An 18,481-nucleotide genomic window follows, 5' to 3' on the forward strand; every position below is an offset into this window, starting at 1 on the left:
CGTGGTCGGCTCGTTCGCTGCCCGAATCGCCAAATGCGTCCGAGCTACTCGAGCTTGCTGACCCACCGTTCGAAATCACGCTTGATGCGCTGCCAGTCGGCAGGCGGAAGTCCCAGGGGAAGAGGAGCTATGTCCGCGTCACCGAAGTAGACCAGGCTTCGCACCACGTGTCCGATGTCATCCGCAGTGAACTTGCGCTGGTAGAGCCGCAGTGCTCCGTCGAGGGAACCTGCAGCGACGCCGTGCGCCAGCAGCGCGTGTAGATCCCAGAAGTCTCGGGCCATTCCTCGTGAGGCAACGGCCGACAATTTCATGCATGCCAGGTCCTCGAGCGACGCCACGCGCACCGAGAGCTCGGTGTTCGGCTCTGGTGCGGACAACAAAGGGTAGCGATACATGATGACGCTAGCTGGCACGCCGTGGACTTCCACGTACAGCGTCCCCGGCGCCGTGCTCGTCACCGTGAGGCCCTCTACTTGGTTGACCAGCCGCTCGGCCATCTGCTCGGGGTCGAACTCTGCTGGCACGAAGAAGTCGAGATCGCGCGAAATCCGATGGTGCAGCGTCGCGGCAATGGCGACGCCTCCGGCCAGATAGGTGTCGGCGGGAAGGGCCGGGACGAGCGCTGCGAGGGCCGCGATCTGCTCGGGCGTCGCCCAGGCTCTCATCCCGCCCACGTCGGGCGCCCGCCCCCGGGGGCTTGCGCCTGGGTGACGCCCGCCACGAGCGACCAATACGCGCGGTCCCGCGCCGTCAGGTGTTCTGCCTTTCTGCGCAGGAAGTCAGCGATGTCGTCGCGAGCGTAGGTAGAGCGCAGCCACCGCATCGCTTGCCAGCCGCCGCGGCTCATGACTCGTTCGAGCACGTAATCCCTGTGTCGGATGAGGTCGACGTCACCGGGCGCCACCTCCCAGAAAAGGTGCCGAACGTGCTCGGGAAGGACGGTCCCTACCACCCTGCGAAGATACCACAGCCCCCGAGCCCGCGCGGCGCGATCGCGAACGGTCGCGCGGCGCCAGCAGAGGTCGAGTTCGCCCAGGAACACGTGGTGGGCAGCTCGGCAGGGTCCGATCAAGCCTGGCAGGGCGAATGGCCGGCCACCGTCGGCGAGACCTTGCACGTCAATCCGGATGGGCAGGGGCTCGCCGCGAACGCCTGCGCTCACGCCGCGCCAAGTCCCGTGGCGGGCTTGGAGAGCTGCAGGGCAACCTCGTCCAAACGTGTTTCGCAGGGCGCAACTGCACCTCGGTGCCCACAGCAGGCTCGCCGCCGAGCCGCCGGGTTCCTCGGGTGCAGGCGCAGCGCGACCGCCGTTTTATGCGGTCTTCGCCCAAGCGAACCGGGGGCGTGGGTTCGTCGTCGCACTGGCGCAGCGTGACCAGCGTTTTGTGCGGTCTTCTCCCCCCACAGCTGTAGAATGCGGTGCTCATCGCGGTCATGCGACCGCGTGGGGAAGGCTGATCACTCGTATGCGAACAACCCTCATTCTCAGTCTCGGTCTCTTGGTCGGTATCGTTGCGTGCAACAAGGGCACCGAGGGAACGGCTCCTTCGGGCAGCGCAACAGCGACGACCACCCGCGGGGGCGCGAAGACGTCGCTGACCCAAGCGCAGATCGACGAAGCCGCCAACCTGGCTGACCCCGACAAGCTCGACAAGAGCATGACGGCCGTGACCGGCAAACTTGGCGCCCCGCAGAAGACGGAGGGCGACACGAGCATCTGGTACGGCGTCAGCAAGGACGGGAAAGGGTGCTACCAGCTCAAGATCAGCAAGACGAAGGGCGTCGAGTCGGGCACCACGGACAAGGCGAACTGCGGGCTAGAATAACGCGGTGACCGCGGGCGCTTTGACGGTGCCAGGTTGGGCAACAGCCGTGGAGGCGCCCGGAACCGCTTCCGTCACGACGCACCACGTGGGATATCACTTGCGCCGGCGAAAGTGCGACGGGGGACAGCCTGTGCGGAGCCTTCCGTAAACCAAGCTACGATGCCGAAGTGCGTTGGGTCTCCGGCTCAGGCGAATTCGCCTTTCTGTCTTTCGGCGGAACGGCGCAGGGCATCATCGCCATCGGCGGCACGGCGCACGGCGTGATCGCGGTCGGCGCAGCGCCCGACTGAAGCGACGCGCGCGGTCATACGTTGCGAGGGGGTCGCTCTGGCCCCGGCGACCGAGGAGGGCGGCGACATCGACGGCGCCAGCCCGCTGCCCGATGCGGGGACGTCCACTCAGTACTGCAACACGACGCCAACGCGGAATCCGTACCGGAGCTCCGCGAAACGAATTGACTCGCGCTCGCGCTCGCGAGGCTACAGCGGCTCGACACCGACGGCGCCCTCGAGGGCTTCGCCGAGGCGATCCGCGCGTCCGGCGGGATCCGAACGCGTCGCGCGTCAACGTCTGGGAGTGGGGTACCCTTGCTCGGGGAGTCCTTGTCATGACAAGTACTTCCCGGCGCGAGCAGGCGGTCTGGTAGCGAGCTGGGCGCTCGGCCCGTCTGGGCGCGGCAGCCCGCCTCAACGCGGCCCGCGCCGGACGGCTCCAGTGTTCTCGCCGGTCGAGTAGCCCCCGGCCGTAGTGTACGAAAACTGGTCCGCGCTCGGTGGGCAGGCGCGCTAGCCTGGGCCACGATGACGCGGGCAGAACAGCCGCTGTGGGGCGTCCTGGACGAGGCGCACTTCCCGTTTCGGAGCGCGCGCCACGAGTTGGTCGCGCGCTTCGGGCAGCGGCACTTCCGGTTGGAGTGCGGGGCTCTCGTATTCTCGCCGCGAAGCTCGCCGAGCGGCTGGGGGTGCCGCTCTCCGTAGAGGAGTCGCACGACTGCTGACGTGACGCGGCCGCAGCGCCCCCGACCTCAGCGAGCGCGAACTTGCGGCGGCGCTGAGCAAGTTCGCGCTCACCTTGCCCTGCGCGCGGGCCGGATCTGGAGCATTAGCCGCTTGGATGTCACGAAAACGACGTTCTGATCGGAGCTTGAGGCCGCGCTCAGGTGCTCACTCACCGATCATCCATTCCCTTGCCCGCGAGGATCCTCTTCACATGCTTTTCGATCCGCGCCGTGCGCGTCTTCGCTTGTTTCGCCCCCGAGAAATACAGGACGTATGCCCGCTGCCGCCCCGGCGTCAGAGCGCGGAACGCCGTGGCCAGCGGGCGGTTCTGCTTCAGCAGCGCCGCGAGCTCCTCGGGGAGCTCCAGCGCGCGCTTCTGCTTGAAATCGACCTGGAGCCCCGCCTTCTCGATCGCGATCGCCTGTTTGACGTAGGCCTCGATGATCTTCTTGCTCTTCTGGATCTGCTCCACGCCGGTGAAGTCGATGCGCATCGCGGCTTGTGAATTCGGCCCGGGCGGGACGAGCACGCCGTGTTTGTCTTCGAGCAGGGAGCCCTTGAAGAACATGAGCGAGCAGTGGTCCTTGAACCCCTGGATGATGGCCAGATTGCTCTCTTCGAACGTGTAACAAGGTTTGCCCCACTTCAGCTCCTCGCCCAACCCGCAGTCGAGCAGGATCGAGCGAAGCTTCTGGGTTTCGCTCGACCACTTCTTGGCACGCTGGACGAACGCATCGACTTTCGGATTCCGGTTCTTCATGGGACTCGCCCGAGCAGCCTACCCGCAGTAGCCGTGGAAACACTTCAAGTATGCGCTGCACTCCGCTTCTTGCGCAGCGCAGCCGAAGAGTGCGTTCACGTAGGGGTTCGAGTGGATGATCGTGTCGCAGGCGAGCGGGCACTGCGGATCGCCCGCGTACGGGGTTGCACAGGCTCCCCCTGCGCCCCAGTCCGTGAAGTGTTGACACGTCTTCGCGCAGTCGACGGTCGGGAACGGATCCGTCTTCGCCAAACACACGAACGCAGCGCCCGCGGAGCCGCCGCTGCCGGCAACCGCCACCGACCCGCCGCCGGAGCTCGCGCCGCCCGAGCTCGCGCCGCCCGAGCTCGCGCCACCCGAGCTCGCGCCGCCGGTCCCCGCCGCGCCACCGGTTCCAGAGTTACCGTCGTCGCTGCTGCCGCAGGCCAGGGCCAGCGCACCGACCAAAAGGCCAAGATGGATTCGCATCGAGCCTTCGTACGCACGGGCAGCCGCAATTGCCCCCCGCGACGACCCAGCCACTCGCCCCCATGGTACGCTTGCAAGCGGAATTTCCCACGCCATGCTGTTCACGCCTCGCCTCGCGTCGTTCGTTACCCTGCTCGCGCTCACCGCGACATTCCCACTGGCCTGCGGCAACGACGGCTCGTCTGCGCACGAGAATACCGGTGGGGCCGGTGGCGCGGGGGCGGGCGGCAGCGGGGGTTCAACCTCCTTGCCGCAGGCGCCGGCGCGCGTCGTGGCCAGCCTGATGCTCGCCCAAGGCAAGCTCACGCTGATCGGCTTGCGCGAAGTCTCACCGACCACGCTGCCGGTCAAGCAGGCCCTGCCACCCCAGCTCGATTGGCAGCTCGAGGGCGAGAAGGGCGAAGTGCTCGCGTCCGGCAAGCTCACCCACCCCTCGCTCGTGAAGAGTGAGTTCGGCCCGGACAACCAGGCGAAGCCCAAGTCGTTCCTCGACGGCGCCGGTCTGTTCGACGTCGAGCTGCCCAACACCGGCGGCTGGTTCACGTTGATCGTGCCGATCGGCCCCGGGAACCCGCCGCCGGGGCCACCACCGACGAACCCCTTCAGCATCTTCATTCAACAGTTCTTCAACCCCGCCCAGAACGGTGGCGGCGGCAGCGCCGGCGACGACGCAGGGGTCGGCGCCACTGCGGGTGCAGCCGGGGTTGGGACAGGCGGCACCTCAGCCGGCGGTGCGGCGCAACGAGGCGCCGGCGGCGCGCCTGTCGGGGGAAGCGGTGGCGCCGACGCCGGTCCGAACGTCCAGGTGGTCGTGCCGGGCGAGGCGTGCACCGCGTACACGTTCCTGGTCGTGGCCGAGGCCTACACCAAGACCGAGGAGACCAAGTTCGAAGGCGACGCCAAATCGATGCTCGGCGTGCTCGAGAACCTCCCCGGTTTCAAAGAGAACTGGAAGTTCATCTCGGTCTACCGCAAGTTCTTCACCTCCAACGAGTCGGGGCTCTCGGATGCGGCGACGCAGACGGTGAAGGACACGGCCTTCCGCGTCGAACACGCCTACGACCCGAATGATCCGGACATGCACCGATCGATCTGGATGCGGCAGGACGTGCCTCCAGAGACGATGGCGAAGCTCGAGGCGGCGCGGACCGAGACCAAGGCCGACGTGGTGTTGATGATCGCCAACACGAGTGAGTGGGCCGGAACTGCGATGGCGCAAATGCGACTCGGGATCTTCGCGGCGAACGAGTCGGTGGGCCGCATTGCCGGGCACGAGATCGGACACGCACTCTGGGATCTCGAAGACGAATACGACTACGGCACTTGCAACCCGGACGCCTACGAGCCCATTGGACCCAACGTGGCGCTCGGCAGCCCGTATCCCTGGGAGGCCCTGATGACCAAGGGGGTCCAGCTGCCGACGACGGGCGAAGATCCCAGCACAGTGGGTGCCTACAAGGGGGCGATGTACTGCCCCGAGAACGTCTACCGGCCTCAGTTCACCTGTTTCATGAAGGAAGCGTCAGTCGACTTCTGCAAGGTCTGCCTCGCTCACGTGAACAAGCAATTCAAGGAGCGCACCGCCGCGTGTCAGCCCAAGGGCAGCTGCAACCACAGTGAGTGTGCGCTGGGCGGCGCGCTGACCCAGGAGTGCAGCACGTGTTCGTCGGCCATCTGCTCACTACGTCCGGACTGTTGTGACCCGGCCACGGGCTGGACGGCAGGGTGTGTGGCCGAAGCCCAGAAGACGGTCGGCATCTGCCGCGGGGTATGCGCGGATGGCAAGGGACAGTGCGCCCACGACGAATGTGCGGACGGGGCGGCTCTGACCGCGAGCTGCAGCACTTGCGCCAAGGCCGTCTGTGAGCGCGACCCCTACTGCTGCTCGACCACTGGCAAGTGGGACTGGATCTGCTCGGCCGAAGCCGAGAAGGATCCGTACTGCATGTGCCCGGCGAAGTGACGATCGGAACAGTCGGGCCGCGATCAGCCCGAGCAGTGCGGCCCGGTGCAGAGGCTCGACAGCGGGGTCGCTGACCTCAAGGCGCGACGCCCGCCGTCACCAGCAGGTTCGAGAAGGTCCATCCGATGGGTGACGCCTCGATGTCACCGGGGTTGCCCGTGCCGAGCTCGATGTAGAACCCGGAGGACAGGTGGGCCGCCGGGTCGAGGTACGGGACCGTGCCTTGCAGTTGTTTGACCACCGCGCCACCCAGCGAGAGCTCGCAGCGCTGCACGTCGAGGACACCGTCGAGCAGACAGTCGAGGTGGTAGAGCCCGTCTTTTTTCCAGGCGTAGGTCGTGGACCAGGACGTGTACGTCGTGTAACCCGGGCCAATGGAGTTGCGCCCGAACATGCGAAAGTGGGGCGCCTTGGTCGCGAACGTGACCGCTGCCGAACCCATCAGATAGCGCTGGTCCGATTTCGTCTGATTGGCCCGGAACAATCCGAACAGGATGTGCTCGGTTCGATCCGGCGTGCCTTCGTCCGGCAGCTCGGGTTGCCAGTCGCCGACCTTCACGTCGAACTGCACGCGGACCCAGCCGTAGCTCGTGCCCTTCGCACCGACGTCCAACTTCTTCAGTGTGTCGCCGCTGGCCGGTGTGAAGACGACGCCGGACTGCTCGAGCAGCGTGACCGGTGCCGCCACGACATCGGCCGCCGCGTCCGGCGGAACGCCGCCTGTGCCACCAACCCCTGCATCGACTCCGGCTACGCCCGCACTGCCACCGCTCTGGGTCACGCCGCCCGCACCGCCACTCTGGGTCGAACCGCCGGCGCCACCAACACCGGCGCCGGCGCCCGTGCCGCTGTTGCCCGCTGAACCTCCGCTCCCCGGCTCGGCGGCATCGTCACCACCACAAGCAGTCACGGCGAGAACCGACGACAGAATGAATGACCAGCGCAGCATTTCGCTCAGCATGACACGAATCGGGGCGAAGGCCGCGCCTCGCCCGGGCAGCCCGTGGCGGGCGATTGCTTCGACGCTCCTCGGTCCCATTTCGTGCACCGCGCGCCAGGCCTGGCGCCTGGTGCAGTCCAAGGGTGCTTCGGACGCCGAGACCCTCGGTGCTCCTGAAAGGAGATTCGGACTCCGCCGTCGTCACCTGGACGTTCGTCGCCCTGGGTTCCGATCGCGTCTACATCGTCGATGCGCTGCGCGGCTCGCTGACTTTCAGCGAGTGAGATCCCGAGCACACTTCCGGCGGCGAGGCTCTAGCCTTTCGGGATGAAACTCGGCGGCAAGGATTGCGCGCTCACGCTGTCCGCGGTGCCCTGACACCGGGCGCGCAGGTGGCATGCTCGACGGGTGAACCCAGCTTCATTCGAGCTCAGGCCGTTCCCTCGGGAGCGGCACGACATCGTCGACGCACTCGAGGTCGGCGTGCGCCGCCACATGGTGCACGCACTGCTCGACTTCGACGTGACACACGCGCTCGAACGCCTCCGCGCTCGCGAGGCGAGCGAGGGCGAGAAGCTCTCGTTCACGGCCTTCATCGTCGCGAGTCTCGCGCGCGCCATCGAAGGCGACAAACGTCTGCACGCCTACCTGGACTGGCGTGAGCGGCTCGTGTTGTTCGACGAGGTGGACGTTGTCACGCTGATCGAGTCAGAGGTCGACGGGGTTGCGGTTCCACACGTGATCCGGGCCGCGAACCGCAGAACGCCTCGGGAGATCCACGACGAGATCCGACACATTCAGGCCCAGCCGGCCTCGAGCAAACAGCGCTCCGGTCTGCTGATCAAGCTCTCGCGTTTCACACCGGGCTCGCTGCGACGCCTGTTCTTCCGGGCGCTCCGCAAGGATCCACAGCGACTCAAACGCCTGGCCGGCACGACCCTCGTCACGTCCGTCGGCATGTTCGGCATGGGTGCGGGGTGGGCCCTCGGGATCGTGCCGCTGCACACACTCTGCCTCACCATCGGCGGCATCACGCGAAAACCCGGCGTCGTCGGCGATCGTGTGGAACCACGCGACTGCCTGGCGCTCACCGCGAGCATCGACCACGACATCGTCGACGGGGCTCCCGCGGCGCGCTTTGCCAAGCGATTTCGCGAGCTCGTCGAGACCGCGGAGGTGCTCGACTAGTGTGCCGAGTCCGCAAATCGGGCAAGATGTGACCTCGGCACACTAGCGAATTCGCGGAGCGAATTCCGCGGGGTGAATCGCGCGAAGCGCGAGAGGGGCGCGCGGCGCCCTTTCGAAGAAGATAGTGTCCGCGCTGCGATAGCAGCGCCGCGCGGAGCGCGGTCCGCAATTCGGTTGCGAATTGCGGACTCACGACACTAGGACTCAGGTCTCGTCGGGGATTTCTCCGGCGTAGAGCCTGGGGAGCAGCCACGGTTTCCGCGCAAGCAGCCCCGCAATCGGCGGGCGAACGTCAGCCCCCTTGCGAGCTTGCGCGGGGCTCTCGGGCCAGACGAAGGGCAGCTCGACGTAGGTATCGGGAAGCCGCGCGTCGGGCAGCAGCTCGAGCAACGCCCGCAGCACGTCGCGCTGCCCGCGTACGTCGCCCGGACGCCCCATCGGGCGCGACATCGGGTAGGCAATTCCGGCCAGGCGGGGAACACCGCATGCGCGAGTGAAGTCCGGGATCATCGAGAGGGATACGGACGGAATACCCGCCGCCTCGATGACGCGCTGGACCAGTCCCACGGACCGGCAGCAGAACGGTCAGGCAGGCACCAGCGCTGCCACGTCGACGCCTCGCGCCTGCATCTCTCTGGCAATGGCCGGGGCCGTCTCGCTCTCCAGTACCTCGGGTCGCAACTGATAACCCATGATGGAGTAGTGCGTGTCCGCGGCCGAGCCGATCACACCCTCACGCGCGAGCTCCGCGAGCCGACGCATCGGCAACACCACGTCGAGGTCTTCCGCGCCGAACCGCCGGTCGATGTGCAGGTGGTGCAGCCCCACGTCTTGCTCACTAGTGCCCTGCGGAATGAGGCGGTGGGTGGGGTCGCCCCACCAGGGATTTTTCCGTTCACCGTCCTCGTCGAACGGTTCGTCGTCGCGGAGCGCGACGCCCGCCGTCGTGACCAGAGCGACGGAACACTCGGGCAGCGGCTTCGACATCGGTGTCCACGGAATCGAGCGTGGCGTATGTGACTCGCGCTCGACCCACGCCTTGATGATCTGGCGGGTCGCAAAGTCCAGGAAACGGTACGAGTCGATCGGCATGAGGCTTCCCTCGAGCGCGCGGCAGCTCAGTGATTGATAACACCGCTCGAACGACGTTGAAGCGTCGCGGACACGGCGTCCCACTGCAAAATTTTCCCAGATTGGGCTGCCGCCCGGCGCGACACCCAAGTTCGGGGAGCGCGCTCGCAGAGCTACGGCTAGACTGTTCGCATGCAGCGCGCCGCCCGCCTTCGCTCCTTGATCTTGACCGCCCTCGCCGGGGGCCTGGTGGCAGCACCGACGGCGTGCGGTGGCAAGACGGGTGACGACGGTGGCTCGAGCAGCGGGGGCTCGGGCACCGGCGGCAGCACCGCAACCGGCGGGCAGAGCTCCGGCGGCAGCGCCGGCAAACCCACGCTGACGTGTGATTTTGGGACCAAGGTCGAACAGTGTTTTTCGCCCGAGGCCGCCTGGAACGTCGCCAACAACCCGCCGCAGGGCGGGGACATCGTCGGAAATTGTCCACCCTTCGGGCTGATCTCCAACTCGTGCTGCAACGCCGCGCAAGCCGGTTGGGAAGACGCCGGCCAGTGTTGTTACGCCTTCTGCGAGGGAGCGTGCTGCGGGCGCCCCTTCACCGTCGACGGCGCGCCGCGCATCGCCGGGGTGATGGAGCGCAACGACTGGCTCACTCGTTTCGAGCCTGCACCCGGCCCGAGCCGCTCGATCGCCGACGCCTGGTTGCTCGACGCACGCATGGAGCACGCCAGCATCGCCAGCTTCGCGCGTTTCACCTTGGAGCTGCTTGCGCTGGGTGCGCCGGCCGAATTGCTCGCGGACGCCCAGCGCGCGCTGGGCGACGAGATTGAACACGCACGGTTGTGTTTTGGCTTGAGCACGCGCTTCGGCGGCCGAGAGCTCGGACCCGCGACGCTGGACCTCGGCACACCGCACCCGGAGGTCACGCTCGAGTCGGCGGTGATCGCGGCGTTCCGCGAGGGCGCGGTCGGCGAGACCATCGCTGCGCTGGCCGCCCGCCGCGCGCGAGATCAGGCGGAAGATCCGGCGGTGTGCGCGGCGCTCGACCGCATCGCCGCCGATGAAGAACGGCACGCAGCGCTCGCGTATCGATTCCTCGCCTTCGGGCTCCGGCAGGGCGGCGAAAGCGTGCGCCGTGCGCTCGAGCAAGAGCTATCGACCCTGGGTGTGCCCGCGTCGAACGAAGACGCGCGCGAGCTCGACACCTCGCAGGCCGAATTTCGCGCCGCCGGTCGCTTGACGCGCAACGAGCTCGACGAAACCGCGCGGAGTGCCGTGCGTGAGGTGATCATCCCGTGTGTGCGAGCGCTGCTCGAGAGCGCCTCTTCCTCCGTCCGCCCGAGCGCTGCGGACCGCCGGGGCGAAGCCGTTGGTGACCCCGCGCGCAGCTGATAGGCTGAGCGCCGTGTTCGTTGCGAGCCTGCTGAACCGTATCGTAGACCAGGCGCTCTCGGAAGATCTGGAGGGCGGCGATCTCACCACCGAAGCCACCGTCCCGGCGGAAGCGCGGGCCATCGCCCGGGCGGTTGCCCGGAGTGAGCTCGTCGTGTGTGGCAGTGAGGTCTTCGCGCGGGTGTTTTACCGAGTGGACCCGGGTGTGCGGGTCGAAGAGTTGTTGCCGGAAGGCGCGGACGCCAAACCCGGCGACGTGCTCTGGGTCGCCGAAGGCGCGGCGCGCTCGCTGCTGATGGCGGAACGCACCGCGCTGAACTTCGCACAGCGCATGAGTGGCATCGCGACTCTCGCTCGGCGTTACGTGAAGGCTCTGCCGGCCGGCTCGAAGACCCGCGTCACCGACACCCGCAAGACGACGCCGGGCCTGCGCGCCCTGGAGCGCTACGCGGTGCGAACCGGCGGCGCCCACAACCACCGCGACACGCTGGGGTCGGCGGTCATGATCAAGGACAACCACATCCAAGCCGCGGGCGGCATCCGCGTCGCGATCGAACGCGCCCGCGCGCGCGCGCCCCACACCTCGAAGATCGAGGTCGAGGTGGCGTCCCTCGCCGAACTGGACGAGGCACTCGGAGCCGGCGCCGACATCGTGATGCTCGACAACTTCCGCCCCGAAGACGTGCGCGCAGGCGTCGACAAGGCCAAGGGCAAGGCGCTGGTCGAGGTCTCCGGGGGCATCACCCTCGAGCGCATCGCCGAGCTCGCGGCAGCTGGCGTCGACGTGATCAGCTCCGGCGCCCTCACTCACTCCGCTCCCAGCGCCGACATAGCCCTCGACCTCGAGCGGCTCGACGCGGCGTCGGGGTGACCCCACCCCGGTCGTTTCGTTTCGCAACAAACTCGGCGTCGGCGTCCGGCCCCCGGTACGCTTCTGGGTGGAGAAATCTCGCATGATGATCGAGCGAAGGGTGCGCCGTTCGGAGCGCCGCGACGAAGCTTTGGGTTTTCAGCTGGAGGCGGCCACCGAGCGGGCGGGCCTCGACTACTGCATGCTGGCGAGCCACGAGGGCCTGGTCGTTGCCTGTACGCCGGGCGACCGCGAAGAGAGTGAAGAGATCGCCGCGCAGCTGGCCGTGCTGAACCTGGATCCGGAGTCCTCCGGGGAGATCTGGGGTGCCTCCAAGAACGTCACCGCCCGCGCCTTCGACGTCGACGGCGAGCGGTTCATCGTGGGGGCGGCCGGTTACCGGGCGCGGACCGCCGCGCGCGAGATCGAGCAGATGATCTCCGGCATCGCGCGTATCCTGCGCTAGCAGCGCTCGGACCGCGTCGGCTTCGTCCGCTGTCGGACCGATCCATGACGAGCTTCGATCGCGCGAAATTTTCCCAGCTGAAGAGCGCGCGCGGTGTGCGCTTGGGCGAGCCCCTCTCCGCCGTCGCGGAGACCGGCTCCACGAACGACGACGCGATGGAAGCCGCGCGTAACGGCGCGAATCACGGGGCCCTGTTCGTCGCTGACGCCCAGACGGCGGGACGCGGGCGGCGCGGCGCACGCTGGGCCTCACCGCCCGGAGAAAACCTGTTGTTCTCCCTCGTGCTCCGCCCGGAGCTCTCCCTGCAACGAAGCGGAACCCTGACCCTTGCCGTCGGTTTGGCAGTGCGGGAGGTGGCAGCGGCGCGAGTCACGGCAGCAGTCCAGGTCAAATGGCCCAACGACGTGCTCGCTCGAGGCAAGAAGCTCGCGGGGATCTTGCTCGAGAGTCAGCTCGACGCCGGCCGCGTCTCGGCGATCGTGGTGGGCGTGGGCATGAACGTGGGAATGCGGGAGCCGCCGGAGGACATCGCGACGATCGCAACCTCTCTGTCCCTGTTGGGTGACACGCGCGCAACTCGGGAGGAGGTCCTGGTCGAGCTGCTCGCGGCGCTCGAACGCCGCATCGCCGTACACCAGCAGGACGGCCTTCGCCCGGTCCTCGCCGAGCTGCGCTCCCACGACGCGCTGTTCGGCCGCCGTGTTCGAGTCGATCAGGTCGAGGGCGAGTGCGCCGGCATCGCGGACGACGGTTCGCTGATCGTGCGGACGGACGAGGGGGTCGAGCGCAGGCTCCACTCCGGAGGCGTCGAGCTCGTCGGGTCTGGCGGGGCGTGAGCGCTGGCAGGGTCCACTGTGTGCCAGTGTGCCACCCAAGCCAGGCGTTTTCCCGCTAATTTGAGCAGATCCTCGGCGGCACAGAGGTTGCTGATGGCCCAGGCATGATCAGCAAGCTCCTCACCGCCTCGTGTCTCTCCCTGCTCCTCGTGGCCGCCTGTGGTGGAAAGACCAACGACAACAATGCCTCCGGCGGCAGCGCGGGTAACGGCGCGACGGGCGGCAACGGTGCAACCGGTGGCAGCGGTGCGACCGGCGGTAGCGGCGCAACCAGCGGTTCGGGTGGCAACGGCGCTGGCGGTTCGGGCGGAATTGGCGGCATGCCCGCCGAGTGTTCGGTGCCGGTCACCGAGTCCGGCCCCTACCCGCTGAAGATCCGGTTCGTGAATCCCATCGGGCCATCGCTGTGGATCCGGGAGGACTGCCAGCTGAACTGGGACCTCTTGTCGTGCGCGGACGGTTATCAGACCGAGGTCGCTCACAACGCAGACTGCATGGCTGACTGCCAGGAGCCGACAAACGGCTGCATCGCCTGCGGCGCGTGCATGATGCAGGCGCGCGAGGTCACGTCGGCCAATCCCGTCGAGACCGAGTGGAGCGGCTTCAGCTTCACTTTCGACCAGAACGAGAGCGGGTGTAGTTGTTACGACAAACTCAGCGCGCCGCCGGGCAAATACGCGATCCGCGTGCCGGTGTTCGGCTCCGAAGCAGACGCGATGAGCTTCAACTCCAACTACGACGCCTGGGCCTACTTCGATCTGCCGGCAAAGAATGGCGTCGTCGAGGTGACCCTGGCGGCCCTCGCCGAGTGACTCACAAGGTCGCCGGCAGCTGCCAGCGCGTGACCTCGGGTGTCGTCGGCCAACCCGACGTCAGGTGATACAAATAACCGTCGGGCGCGATGGTGATGCGCCCGAGGGCGGGCGCGGTCTGAAAGGTCTTCAGATCGCTGCCGTCCTCCGCGAACGACACGATGCTCTTGTCCGAGAGCTCGGCGTAGACACGACCGCTCCAGGCGTCGCGGACCAAGCTGGACATGTGTTTGGGCAAGGTGAGCAGCGTCTTCGGTGAGCCTTTGGCACCGAGGGCGGGCACCAGCTGGACCTCCCCGCCCTCGAGCCCGACCAGCATACGGGCTTTGTCGAACGCAGTGCTGGCGAGCACGCGTTTCGCGAACGTCGCCACGACGGTCGACGTCTGGGTTCCGAGATCCAGCGCCTGATAGTCGCCGTTCACCTGCACATTGCCGACGTAGAGCACCCGGTCGAGCCCCCAGCTGAGACCGTAGGGTCCGGTGTCGACGCTCGGATTACCAAACGGGCCGACTCCGGTGCTGAACTTCGTGGTCGGGATCTTCATCGGCAACGTCCCGCTCGACGGCTCGAGGGCCGCGACACCCTGGGGATTACCGCCGGTCCCGGACAGGATGCAGCCGCAGGTCGCGCAACAGATGTAGGTCAGCGCCACATCGGTGAGGCCGCCGCCGAACACACCGTTGTCACCCTGAATCGCCGCCACCTCACCCATGTTGAGGTTAGTCACACCGGCGTACTCCGTGACCTTGCCGCTGGGATCGATGTTGCGCAGGTAGTCCGTGCCCGAGATCATCGTGACCCCCCAGGCTCCGCACTTCTGATCGAAGTCCAGATCGAAGATGCCACCGTCGCAGCTGGTGAGTGAACCGCACTTGATGAACTTCGGATCGTTCAGCGTGCCCGCGTCGCCGAGCTTGCCGAGAGGAGCGGGAGCACAGCTGGGTGCGGGCCTGGTGCACGAGCAGTCGGTGCCCCAGCAGCTCCCACCGGCACAGGTCACACCCTTGCAAGGCAGCGCGGCGTAACACTCGCCAGCACCATCACAGCGGGTACCCGGACCACAGGTCGTGCTTCCACCATCACCACCCGGGCAGACCTCGGGCAACGAGCTGATCACACAACCGGTGCCCGGAGTGCTGCATTGCCCGGGGTGCTCGCTACCGACATCACAGACCGTTCCACTGCCACACGCTACCGACCCCGGTTGGCGACAGTCGCTGACACACACGCCGTTCGAACACAGGCTGCCCGGAGCCGTGCAGGGTGTGGAGCACGCGCCATCCCCGCCCGCGTCGCTCTGACCCGCGGCGCCACCGACGTTGTTGCCGCCGGTGTTGTTGCCCCCGCTACCGCCGCTCGCTCCACCGCTGCCGCCGGCGATCACACCACCGGTGCCGTTGGAAGACGTGCCGCCTTCGCTGTCCGAGCCGCAGGCTGCGGGTAAGAACACAACGACCAGAGACAGGACCAGCGCGGCGCGCAAGCGAACGGGCATACGTCCATGTTAGCCGAACTCGGGCGAGTGCACCGAGCCCAGTTGGGGTTCCCGTCACGCCGCTGCGGCCAGAACTTCAGCCATCGGGGCCTCGCGCAGCTGTTCTGCCAGGAGCCGGCGGCCGCGGAACAGGCGACTCATCACCGTGCCCACGGGGACCCCGAGCTGCGCCGCCGCGTCCTTGTACGAACGTTCGTCGAGATCCACCAGTCGCACCACCTGAGCGAACTGCCACGGCAACGCGGCGACCGCACGCTCCACCCGCGGCGAGAGTTGGTGCATGGCGGGCCCCGCTTCCGGCCGGGTCCAGGCGCAAGGATCACTGGTCAAGCTCTCGAGCGCGCGACGTTCGCGGCGTAGCTTGCGACAGCGCGTGACGAACACACTGAACAGCACTTGCTGGAGCCACGCCCGCAGGTTGGTGCCCCGCTCGTAGCTCGACTCGAAGCGCAGCGCGCGCTCGACGGTGTCCTGAACCAGGTCCCGCGCGTCGTCGGCGTTCAGACAGAGTTTCAGCGCACGCGCCCGAAGCGCCGGCAGAAGCTCCGCGATCTCGTCGTTGAAAGGTCGGGTCTCTACGGCCAAGGAAACGCTGTGGGTCTGATTCGACATCGATGGGTTCGTCCTTCGACGGAGCACCATCGCAAACCACGTGCCAGGGCACGGACCGCCGAAATGGCTGAAATACGCCGCCCCTCGCGCGTCTCGGGGGACGCAGGGGGCGTGTCAATCTGGCATCGCGGAGGCTCCGCCTGCCAAGCGGGCAAGGACCCCCGGAACACCGTCTGCGATTTCGTGAGCCAAAAGGCCGCGGTCGGACCCGGTCCGCTCTGCCCAGGCCTCACCTGCACGCGCGTGAACGTGGGCACCGAGCACCGCTGCGATGCGCAACGAGGCTCCCTTGGCGAAGGCCGCGATGATGCCCGAGAGCACATCGCCCGAACCCGCAGTGGCGAGGACCGGCGAACCGGCGGAGATCACCAGCGGCAGCTCACCGGGCGCGCCGATCAGCGTACGCGCGCCCTTGAGCAACACCACCGCCCGCGTGAGCTCGACGACCCGGGCGAGGGCACGATGTCGGTCTGCCTCGACCTCGGCGACGCTCGTGCCGATCAGGCGTGCCATCTCTCCCGGGTGTGGAGTGAGCACGAGCTGCCCTCTTGCCTTGGCCAGCTCGGCTGCGCGCCCCGCGAACAGACTGAGCGCATCGGCATCGACGATCTTCGGCCCGTCCCAGCCGAGCACCACGTGCTCTGCCACACGGCGAGCCCGCGCGTCGAGCCCGAGCCCCGGACCAACCACCACCACGTCAGCGCGTTCGAGCAGAACGTCGAGCGAAGCCTCGATGTTCGTTTCGTCGATGCGCGCCGTCATCTCTTCGAGCACACGCTGGTCGAGGGCATCCGCTGCGTCGGCGAAACAGGCAGCGGTCGCGAGCCCGGCACCCGCGCGCAGCGCACCGCGCAGCGTGAGCCGCGCCGCTCCGGTCTTGCCGGCGGAGCCGGCCACCGCCACGACGTGCCCCGCTTCACCCTTGTGTGTGGCCACGCCGCGGGGCAAGAGCAGCTCGGAAGCGTCGTCGTCTTCGAACAGGAATGCGGAGCAGCCGACCTCACGGAAGAGATCTCCCGGCACACCGATGTCCACGACGTGCACGTCGCCTGCGTGCTCAGCGCCGCTGGGTGTGAGCAGCCCTAGCTTGAGGTGGCCAAAGCTGATGGTGGCGAGCGCCCGCACCGCCGTGCCGAGCGCGGAGCCAGTGTTTGCGTCCAGTCCCGACGGTAGGTCGAGGGACAGCACGGCCGCATCCGAGTCGTTGATCGCGGAGATGATCTCGGCCAGTCGCCCCTCGACCACTCGATCGAGCCCAGTACCGAGCAGCGCGTCGATGATCACGTCGTTCGGCTCGAGGGACACCAGCGTGGCCTTGAGTCCCAGCACTCCGGCGTCGTCCGCGACGGAGGTGACGCGGCCGCCGAGCCCACGCCACGCATCATGATTGGCGCGGGCGTCGGCGCCGAGGCGCTCGGGTTCGCCCACCAGGTACACCTCGGGGGCGTGACCTGCCGACAACAAACGGCGCGCAACGACGAAGCCGTCCCCACCGTTGTTGCCGGTGCCGGCGACGATCACGATCGACGGCTGGGCGTCACCGATGACCCGCGCGACGATGCCCGCGGCGTTGCGCCCGGCGTTCTCCATCAAGATCAGGCTCGGCACCCGGCACGCCTCGATGGCGTGGCGATCGAGCTCGCGCATCTGCTCACGGGACAGCACCGGGATCATGGTCTTGCTCCTTCGAGGACGACGACCGCAGCCGCCACCCCCGCATCGTGGGTGATCGACACCAGCATGCGCGCGACCCCGAGCCGAGCCAGATGCGGCAGCGCCGGACCCTGCGCGACGATCTCCGGCGCGCCGCTCTCACCTTTGCGGATCTCCACGTCCTGCCACCACACGTCTCTGGGTGCTCCAAGTGCCTTCGAGAAGGCTTCTTTGGCGGCAAAACGCCCGGCGAGCGCGGCGGCTCGGTCGGCGCGCCTGCCCGCGAGATCGGAGCGCTCGCGCGACGTCAGCACGCGCTCCCAGAACCTCTCACCAAAACGCTCGAGGGCACTCTCGATGCGCGGCACGCTACAGACGTCGATGCCCAGTCCCACGATCATGTGCGCCGCTCCGCGACTCCACGCTGGATGGCCTCGCGGAAGTCGCGGATCGCAGCCGGCAGACCCACGAACACGGCATCGGCGATCACCGCGTGGCCGATGTTCAGCTCGACGACCGACTCGATGGCGGCAACGTCCATCACGTTGTGGCGAGTGAGCCCGTGCCCTGCCGCCACCTCCAGCCCGAGCTCCGAGGCGCGGAGTGCAGCTCTACTCAGGCGCTGCAACTCTTCTACCTGCGCGCGACCGGTGAGGTGGCAGTACTCACCGGTGTGGAGCTCGATCTGTTCGGCACCGACGGCACGACTGGCGGCTATCTGATCGAAATCGGGGGCGATGAACAGGCTGAGCTTGATGGCCTTCTCGCGGCACATGGCGGCCACCTTCACGATGGTCTCGCGCGCGCCGATCACGTCCAGCCCACCCTCGGTCGTGCGCTCCTCGCGTCGCTCGGGCACCAGGGTGATAACGTCCGGGCGCAGCTCGGCTGCGATGCCGAGCATCTCCTCGGTCGCGGCCATCTCGAGGTTCATCAGTGTGCTCACCGCGGCCCGCACGCGTCTCGCGTCTTCGTCGCGAATGTGACGCCGGTCCTCACGCAGGTGCAGCGTGATCCCGTCGGCGCCCGACTGCTCGGCCAGCTGCGCGGCAAAGACCGGGTCGGGATACTGCGTGCCGCGAGCGTTGCGTAGCGTCGCGACGTGGTCGATGTTGACGTGAAAGCGGATCACGGCGGGAGCATAC

At 67.6% G+C, this 18,481-nt stretch carries 20 protein-coding genes; 8 read left to right on the forward strand and 12 right to left on the reverse strand.

The annotated features are described in order from the left end of the window. Nucleotides 1-44: 44 nt before the first annotated feature. The gene (locus IPI67_33425; GenBank protein MBK7585077.1) at nt 45-668 is read right to left on the reverse strand and encodes a nucleotidyl transferase AbiEii/AbiGii toxin family protein; all 624 of its coding nucleotides are present in this window, start codon (nt 666-668) and stop codon (nt 45-47) included. After that, entirely contained in the window at nt 665-955 is a 291-nt protein-coding gene (locus tag IPI67_33430; protein MBK7585078.1) for a hypothetical protein, read from the reverse strand. The genes IPI67_33425 and IPI67_33430 overlap by 4 nt, the downstream gene beginning before the upstream one ends. Before the next feature lie 514 nt (nt 956-1,469). On the opposite strand from IPI67_33430, the gene IPI67_33435 reads away from it, so the two are divergent. After that, the gene (locus tag IPI67_33435) at nt 1,470-1,829 is read left to right on the forward strand and encodes a hypothetical protein (protein ID MBK7585079.1); all 360 of its coding nucleotides are present in this window, start codon (nt 1,470-1,472) and stop codon (nt 1,827-1,829) included. 1,167 nt (nt 1,830-2,996) lie between these two features. Here the strand turns inward: IPI67_33435 and IPI67_33440 are convergent. Together IPI67_33440 and IPI67_33445 are read right to left on the reverse strand one after the other, a co-directional pair. Next, nucleotides 2,997-3,587, reverse strand: coding sequence for a YdeI/OmpD-associated family protein (locus IPI67_33440; GenBank protein ID MBK7585080.1), 591 nt, complete (start codon nt 3,585-3,587; stop codon nt 2,997-2,999). An 18-nt stretch (nt 3,588-3,605) separates the two neighbouring features. Next, nucleotides 3,606-4,055, reverse strand: a complete 450-nt coding sequence (locus tag IPI67_33445) for a hypothetical protein (GenBank protein MBK7585081.1) — start codon at nt 4,053-4,055, stop codon at nt 3,606-3,608. A 94-nt stretch (nt 4,056-4,149) separates the two neighbouring features. On the opposite strand from IPI67_33445, the gene IPI67_33450 reads away from it, so the two are divergent. Continuing rightward, nucleotides 4,150-6,018, forward strand: a complete 1,869-nt coding sequence (locus IPI67_33450; GenBank protein MBK7585082.1) for a hypothetical protein — start codon at nt 4,150-4,152, stop codon at nt 6,016-6,018. A gap of 76 nt (nt 6,019-6,094) precedes the next feature. On the opposite strand, the gene IPI67_33455 is transcribed toward IPI67_33450, so the two are convergent. Further along, nucleotides 6,095-6,967 (reverse strand): hypothetical protein, encoded by an 873-nt coding sequence (locus IPI67_33455; GenBank protein ID MBK7585083.1) that lies wholly within the window; start codon nt 6,965-6,967, stop codon nt 6,095-6,097. A gap of 486 nt (nt 6,968-7,453) precedes the next feature. Here IPI67_33455 and IPI67_33460 point away from each other — a divergent pair, with 486 nt between their 5' ends. Beyond that, complete coding sequence (locus IPI67_33460) at nt 7,454-8,146, forward strand: 2-oxo acid dehydrogenase subunit E2 (GenBank protein MBK7585084.1); 693 nt, start codon at nt 7,454-7,456, stop codon at nt 8,144-8,146. Between the two features lie 204 nt (nt 8,147-8,350). Here the strand turns inward: IPI67_33460 and IPI67_33465 are convergent, their stop codons facing one another. Beyond that, nucleotides 8,351-8,713, reverse strand: a complete 363-nt coding sequence (locus IPI67_33465) for a hypothetical protein (GenBank protein MBK7585085.1) — start codon at nt 8,711-8,713, stop codon at nt 8,351-8,353. A gap of 18 nt (nt 8,714-8,731) precedes the next feature. After that, nucleotides 8,732-9,238: a hypothetical protein gene (locus IPI67_33470; protein ID MBK7585086.1), complete on the reverse strand. Its 507-nt coding sequence runs from the start codon at nt 9,236-9,238 to the stop codon at nt 8,732-8,734. A 171-nt stretch (nt 9,239-9,409) separates the two neighbouring features. On the opposite strand from IPI67_33470, the gene IPI67_33475 reads away from it, so the two are divergent. From IPI67_33475 to IPI67_33495, 5 genes are all read left to right on the forward strand, one after another. After that, the gene (locus IPI67_33475) at nt 9,410-10,609 is read left to right on the forward strand and encodes a ferritin-like domain-containing protein (protein ID MBK7585087.1); all 1,200 of its coding nucleotides are present in this window, start codon (nt 9,410-9,412) and stop codon (nt 10,607-10,609) included. Nucleotides 10,610-10,622: 13 nt separating this feature from the next. Beyond that, nucleotides 10,623-11,480 carry a carboxylating nicotinate-nucleotide diphosphorylase gene (gene nadC / locus IPI67_33480; protein ID MBK7585088.1) on the forward strand — a complete coding sequence of 286 codons (858 nt, stop codon included), beginning with the start codon at nt 10,623-10,625 and terminating at the stop codon, nt 11,478-11,480. 82 nt (nt 11,481-11,562) lie between these two features. Beyond that, entirely contained in the window at nt 11,563-11,925 is a 363-nt protein-coding gene (locus IPI67_33485; protein ID MBK7585089.1) for a hypothetical protein, read from the forward strand. A 44-nt stretch (nt 11,926-11,969) separates the two neighbouring features. Continuing rightward, the gene (locus IPI67_33490; protein MBK7585090.1) at nt 11,970-12,761 is read left to right on the forward strand and encodes a biotin--[acetyl-CoA-carboxylase] ligase; all 792 of its coding nucleotides are present in this window, start codon (nt 11,970-11,972) and stop codon (nt 12,759-12,761) included. A gap of 104 nt (nt 12,762-12,865) precedes the next feature. Further along, nucleotides 12,866-13,573, forward strand: a complete 708-nt coding sequence (locus IPI67_33495; protein MBK7585091.1) for a hypothetical protein — start codon at nt 12,866-12,868, stop codon at nt 13,571-13,573. Nucleotide 13,574: 1 nt separating this feature from the next. Here IPI67_33495 and IPI67_33500 read toward each other — a convergent pair whose 3' ends face one another. The 5 genes from IPI67_33500 to IPI67_33520 all read right to left on the reverse strand — a co-directional run bounded on the left by IPI67_33500 (nt 13,575) and on the right by IPI67_33520 (nt 18,468). Next, the gene (locus tag IPI67_33500; GenBank protein ID MBK7585092.1) at nt 13,575-15,071 is read right to left on the reverse strand and encodes a hypothetical protein; all 1,497 of its coding nucleotides are present in this window, start codon (nt 15,069-15,071) and stop codon (nt 13,575-13,577) included. Between the two features lie 54 nt (nt 15,072-15,125). Beyond that, nucleotides 15,126-15,713: an RNA polymerase sigma factor gene (locus IPI67_33505; GenBank protein ID MBK7585093.1), complete on the reverse strand. Its 588-nt coding sequence runs from the start codon at nt 15,711-15,713 to the stop codon at nt 15,126-15,128. A gap of 84 nt (nt 15,714-15,797) precedes the next feature. After that, nucleotides 15,798-17,357, reverse strand: a complete 1,560-nt coding sequence (locus IPI67_33510) for an NAD(P)H-hydrate dehydratase (GenBank protein ID MBK7585094.1) — start codon at nt 17,355-17,357, stop codon at nt 15,798-15,800. Further along, nucleotides 17,354-17,737 carry a holo-ACP synthase gene (locus tag IPI67_33515; GenBank protein MBK7585095.1) on the reverse strand — a complete coding sequence of 128 codons (384 nt, stop codon included), beginning with the start codon at nt 17,735-17,737 and terminating at the stop codon, nt 17,354-17,356. Before IPI67_33515 ends, IPI67_33510 begins: the two co-directional genes overlap by 4 nt. After that, nucleotides 17,734-18,468 carry a pyridoxine 5'-phosphate synthase gene (locus IPI67_33520; protein MBK7585096.1) on the reverse strand — a complete coding sequence of 245 codons (735 nt, stop codon included), beginning with the start codon at nt 18,466-18,468 and terminating at the stop codon, nt 17,734-17,736. Before IPI67_33520 ends, IPI67_33515 begins: the two co-directional genes overlap by 4 nt. Nucleotides 18,469-18,481 lie beyond the last annotated feature (13 nt).

The sequence above is a fragment of the Myxococcales bacterium genome, from assembly GCA_016706225.1.
In the GTDB taxonomy this organism is placed as follows: domain Bacteria; phylum Myxococcota_A; class Polyangia; order Polyangiales; family Polyangiaceae; genus JADJKB01.

What these genes read in the sequence shown, in the direction of transcription:
- IPI67_33450 (MBK7585082.1), top strand. Translation starts at nt 4,150, where the DNA reads ATGCTGTTCACGCCTCGCCTCGCGTCGTTCGTTACCCTGCTCGCGCTC.
- IPI67_33445 (MBK7585081.1), bottom strand. Translation starts at nt 4,055, where the DNA reads ATGCGAATCCATCTTGGCCTTTTGGTCGGTGCGCTGGCCCTGGCCTGC.
- IPI67_33460 (MBK7585084.1), top strand. Translation starts at nt 7,454, where the DNA reads ATGGTGCACGCACTGCTCGACTTCGACGTGACACACGCGCTCGAACGC.
- IPI67_33455 (MBK7585083.1), bottom strand. Translation starts at nt 6,967, where the DNA reads ATGCTGCGCTGGTCATTCATTCTGTCGTCGGTTCTCGCCGTGACTGCT.
- IPI67_33495 (MBK7585091.1), top strand. Translation starts at nt 12,866, where the DNA reads ATGATCAGCAAGCTCCTCACCGCCTCGTGTCTCTCCCTGCTCCTCGTG.
- IPI67_33485 (MBK7585089.1), top strand. Translation starts at nt 11,563, where the DNA reads ATGATGATCGAGCGAAGGGTGCGCCGTTCGGAGCGCCGCGACGAAGCT.
- IPI67_33425 (MBK7585077.1), bottom strand. Translation starts at nt 668, where the DNA reads ATGAGAGCCTGGGCGACGCCCGAGCAGATCGCGGCCCTCGCAGCGCTC.
- IPI67_33505 (MBK7585093.1), bottom strand. Translation starts at nt 15,713, where the DNA reads ATGGTGCTCCGTCGAAGGACGAACCCATCGATGTCGAATCAGACCCAC.
- IPI67_33515 (MBK7585095.1), bottom strand. Translation starts at nt 17,737, where the DNA reads ATGATCGTGGGACTGGGCATCGACGTCTGTAGCGTGCCGCGCATCGAG.
- IPI67_33510 (MBK7585094.1), bottom strand. Translation starts at nt 17,357, where the DNA reads ATGATCCCGGTGCTGTCCCGTGAGCAGATGCGCGAGCTCGATCGCCAC.
- IPI67_33435 (MBK7585079.1), top strand. Translation starts at nt 1,470, where the DNA reads ATGCGAACAACCCTCATTCTCAGTCTCGGTCTCTTGGTCGGTATCGTT.
- IPI67_33475 (MBK7585087.1), top strand. Translation starts at nt 9,410, where the DNA reads ATGCAGCGCGCCGCCCGCCTTCGCTCCTTGATCTTGACCGCCCTCGCC.
- IPI67_33470 (MBK7585086.1), bottom strand. Translation starts at nt 9,238, where the DNA reads ATGCCGATCGACTCGTACCGTTTCCTGGACTTTGCGACCCGCCAGATC.
- IPI67_33440 (MBK7585080.1), bottom strand. Translation starts at nt 3,587, where the DNA reads ATGAAGAACCGGAATCCGAAAGTCGATGCGTTCGTCCAGCGTGCCAAG.
- IPI67_33490 (MBK7585090.1), top strand. Translation starts at nt 11,970, where the DNA reads ATGACGAGCTTCGATCGCGCGAAATTTTCCCAGCTGAAGAGCGCGCGC.
- IPI67_33500 (MBK7585092.1), bottom strand. Translation starts at nt 15,071, where the DNA reads ATGCCCGTTCGCTTGCGCGCCGCGCTGGTCCTGTCTCTGGTCGTTGTG.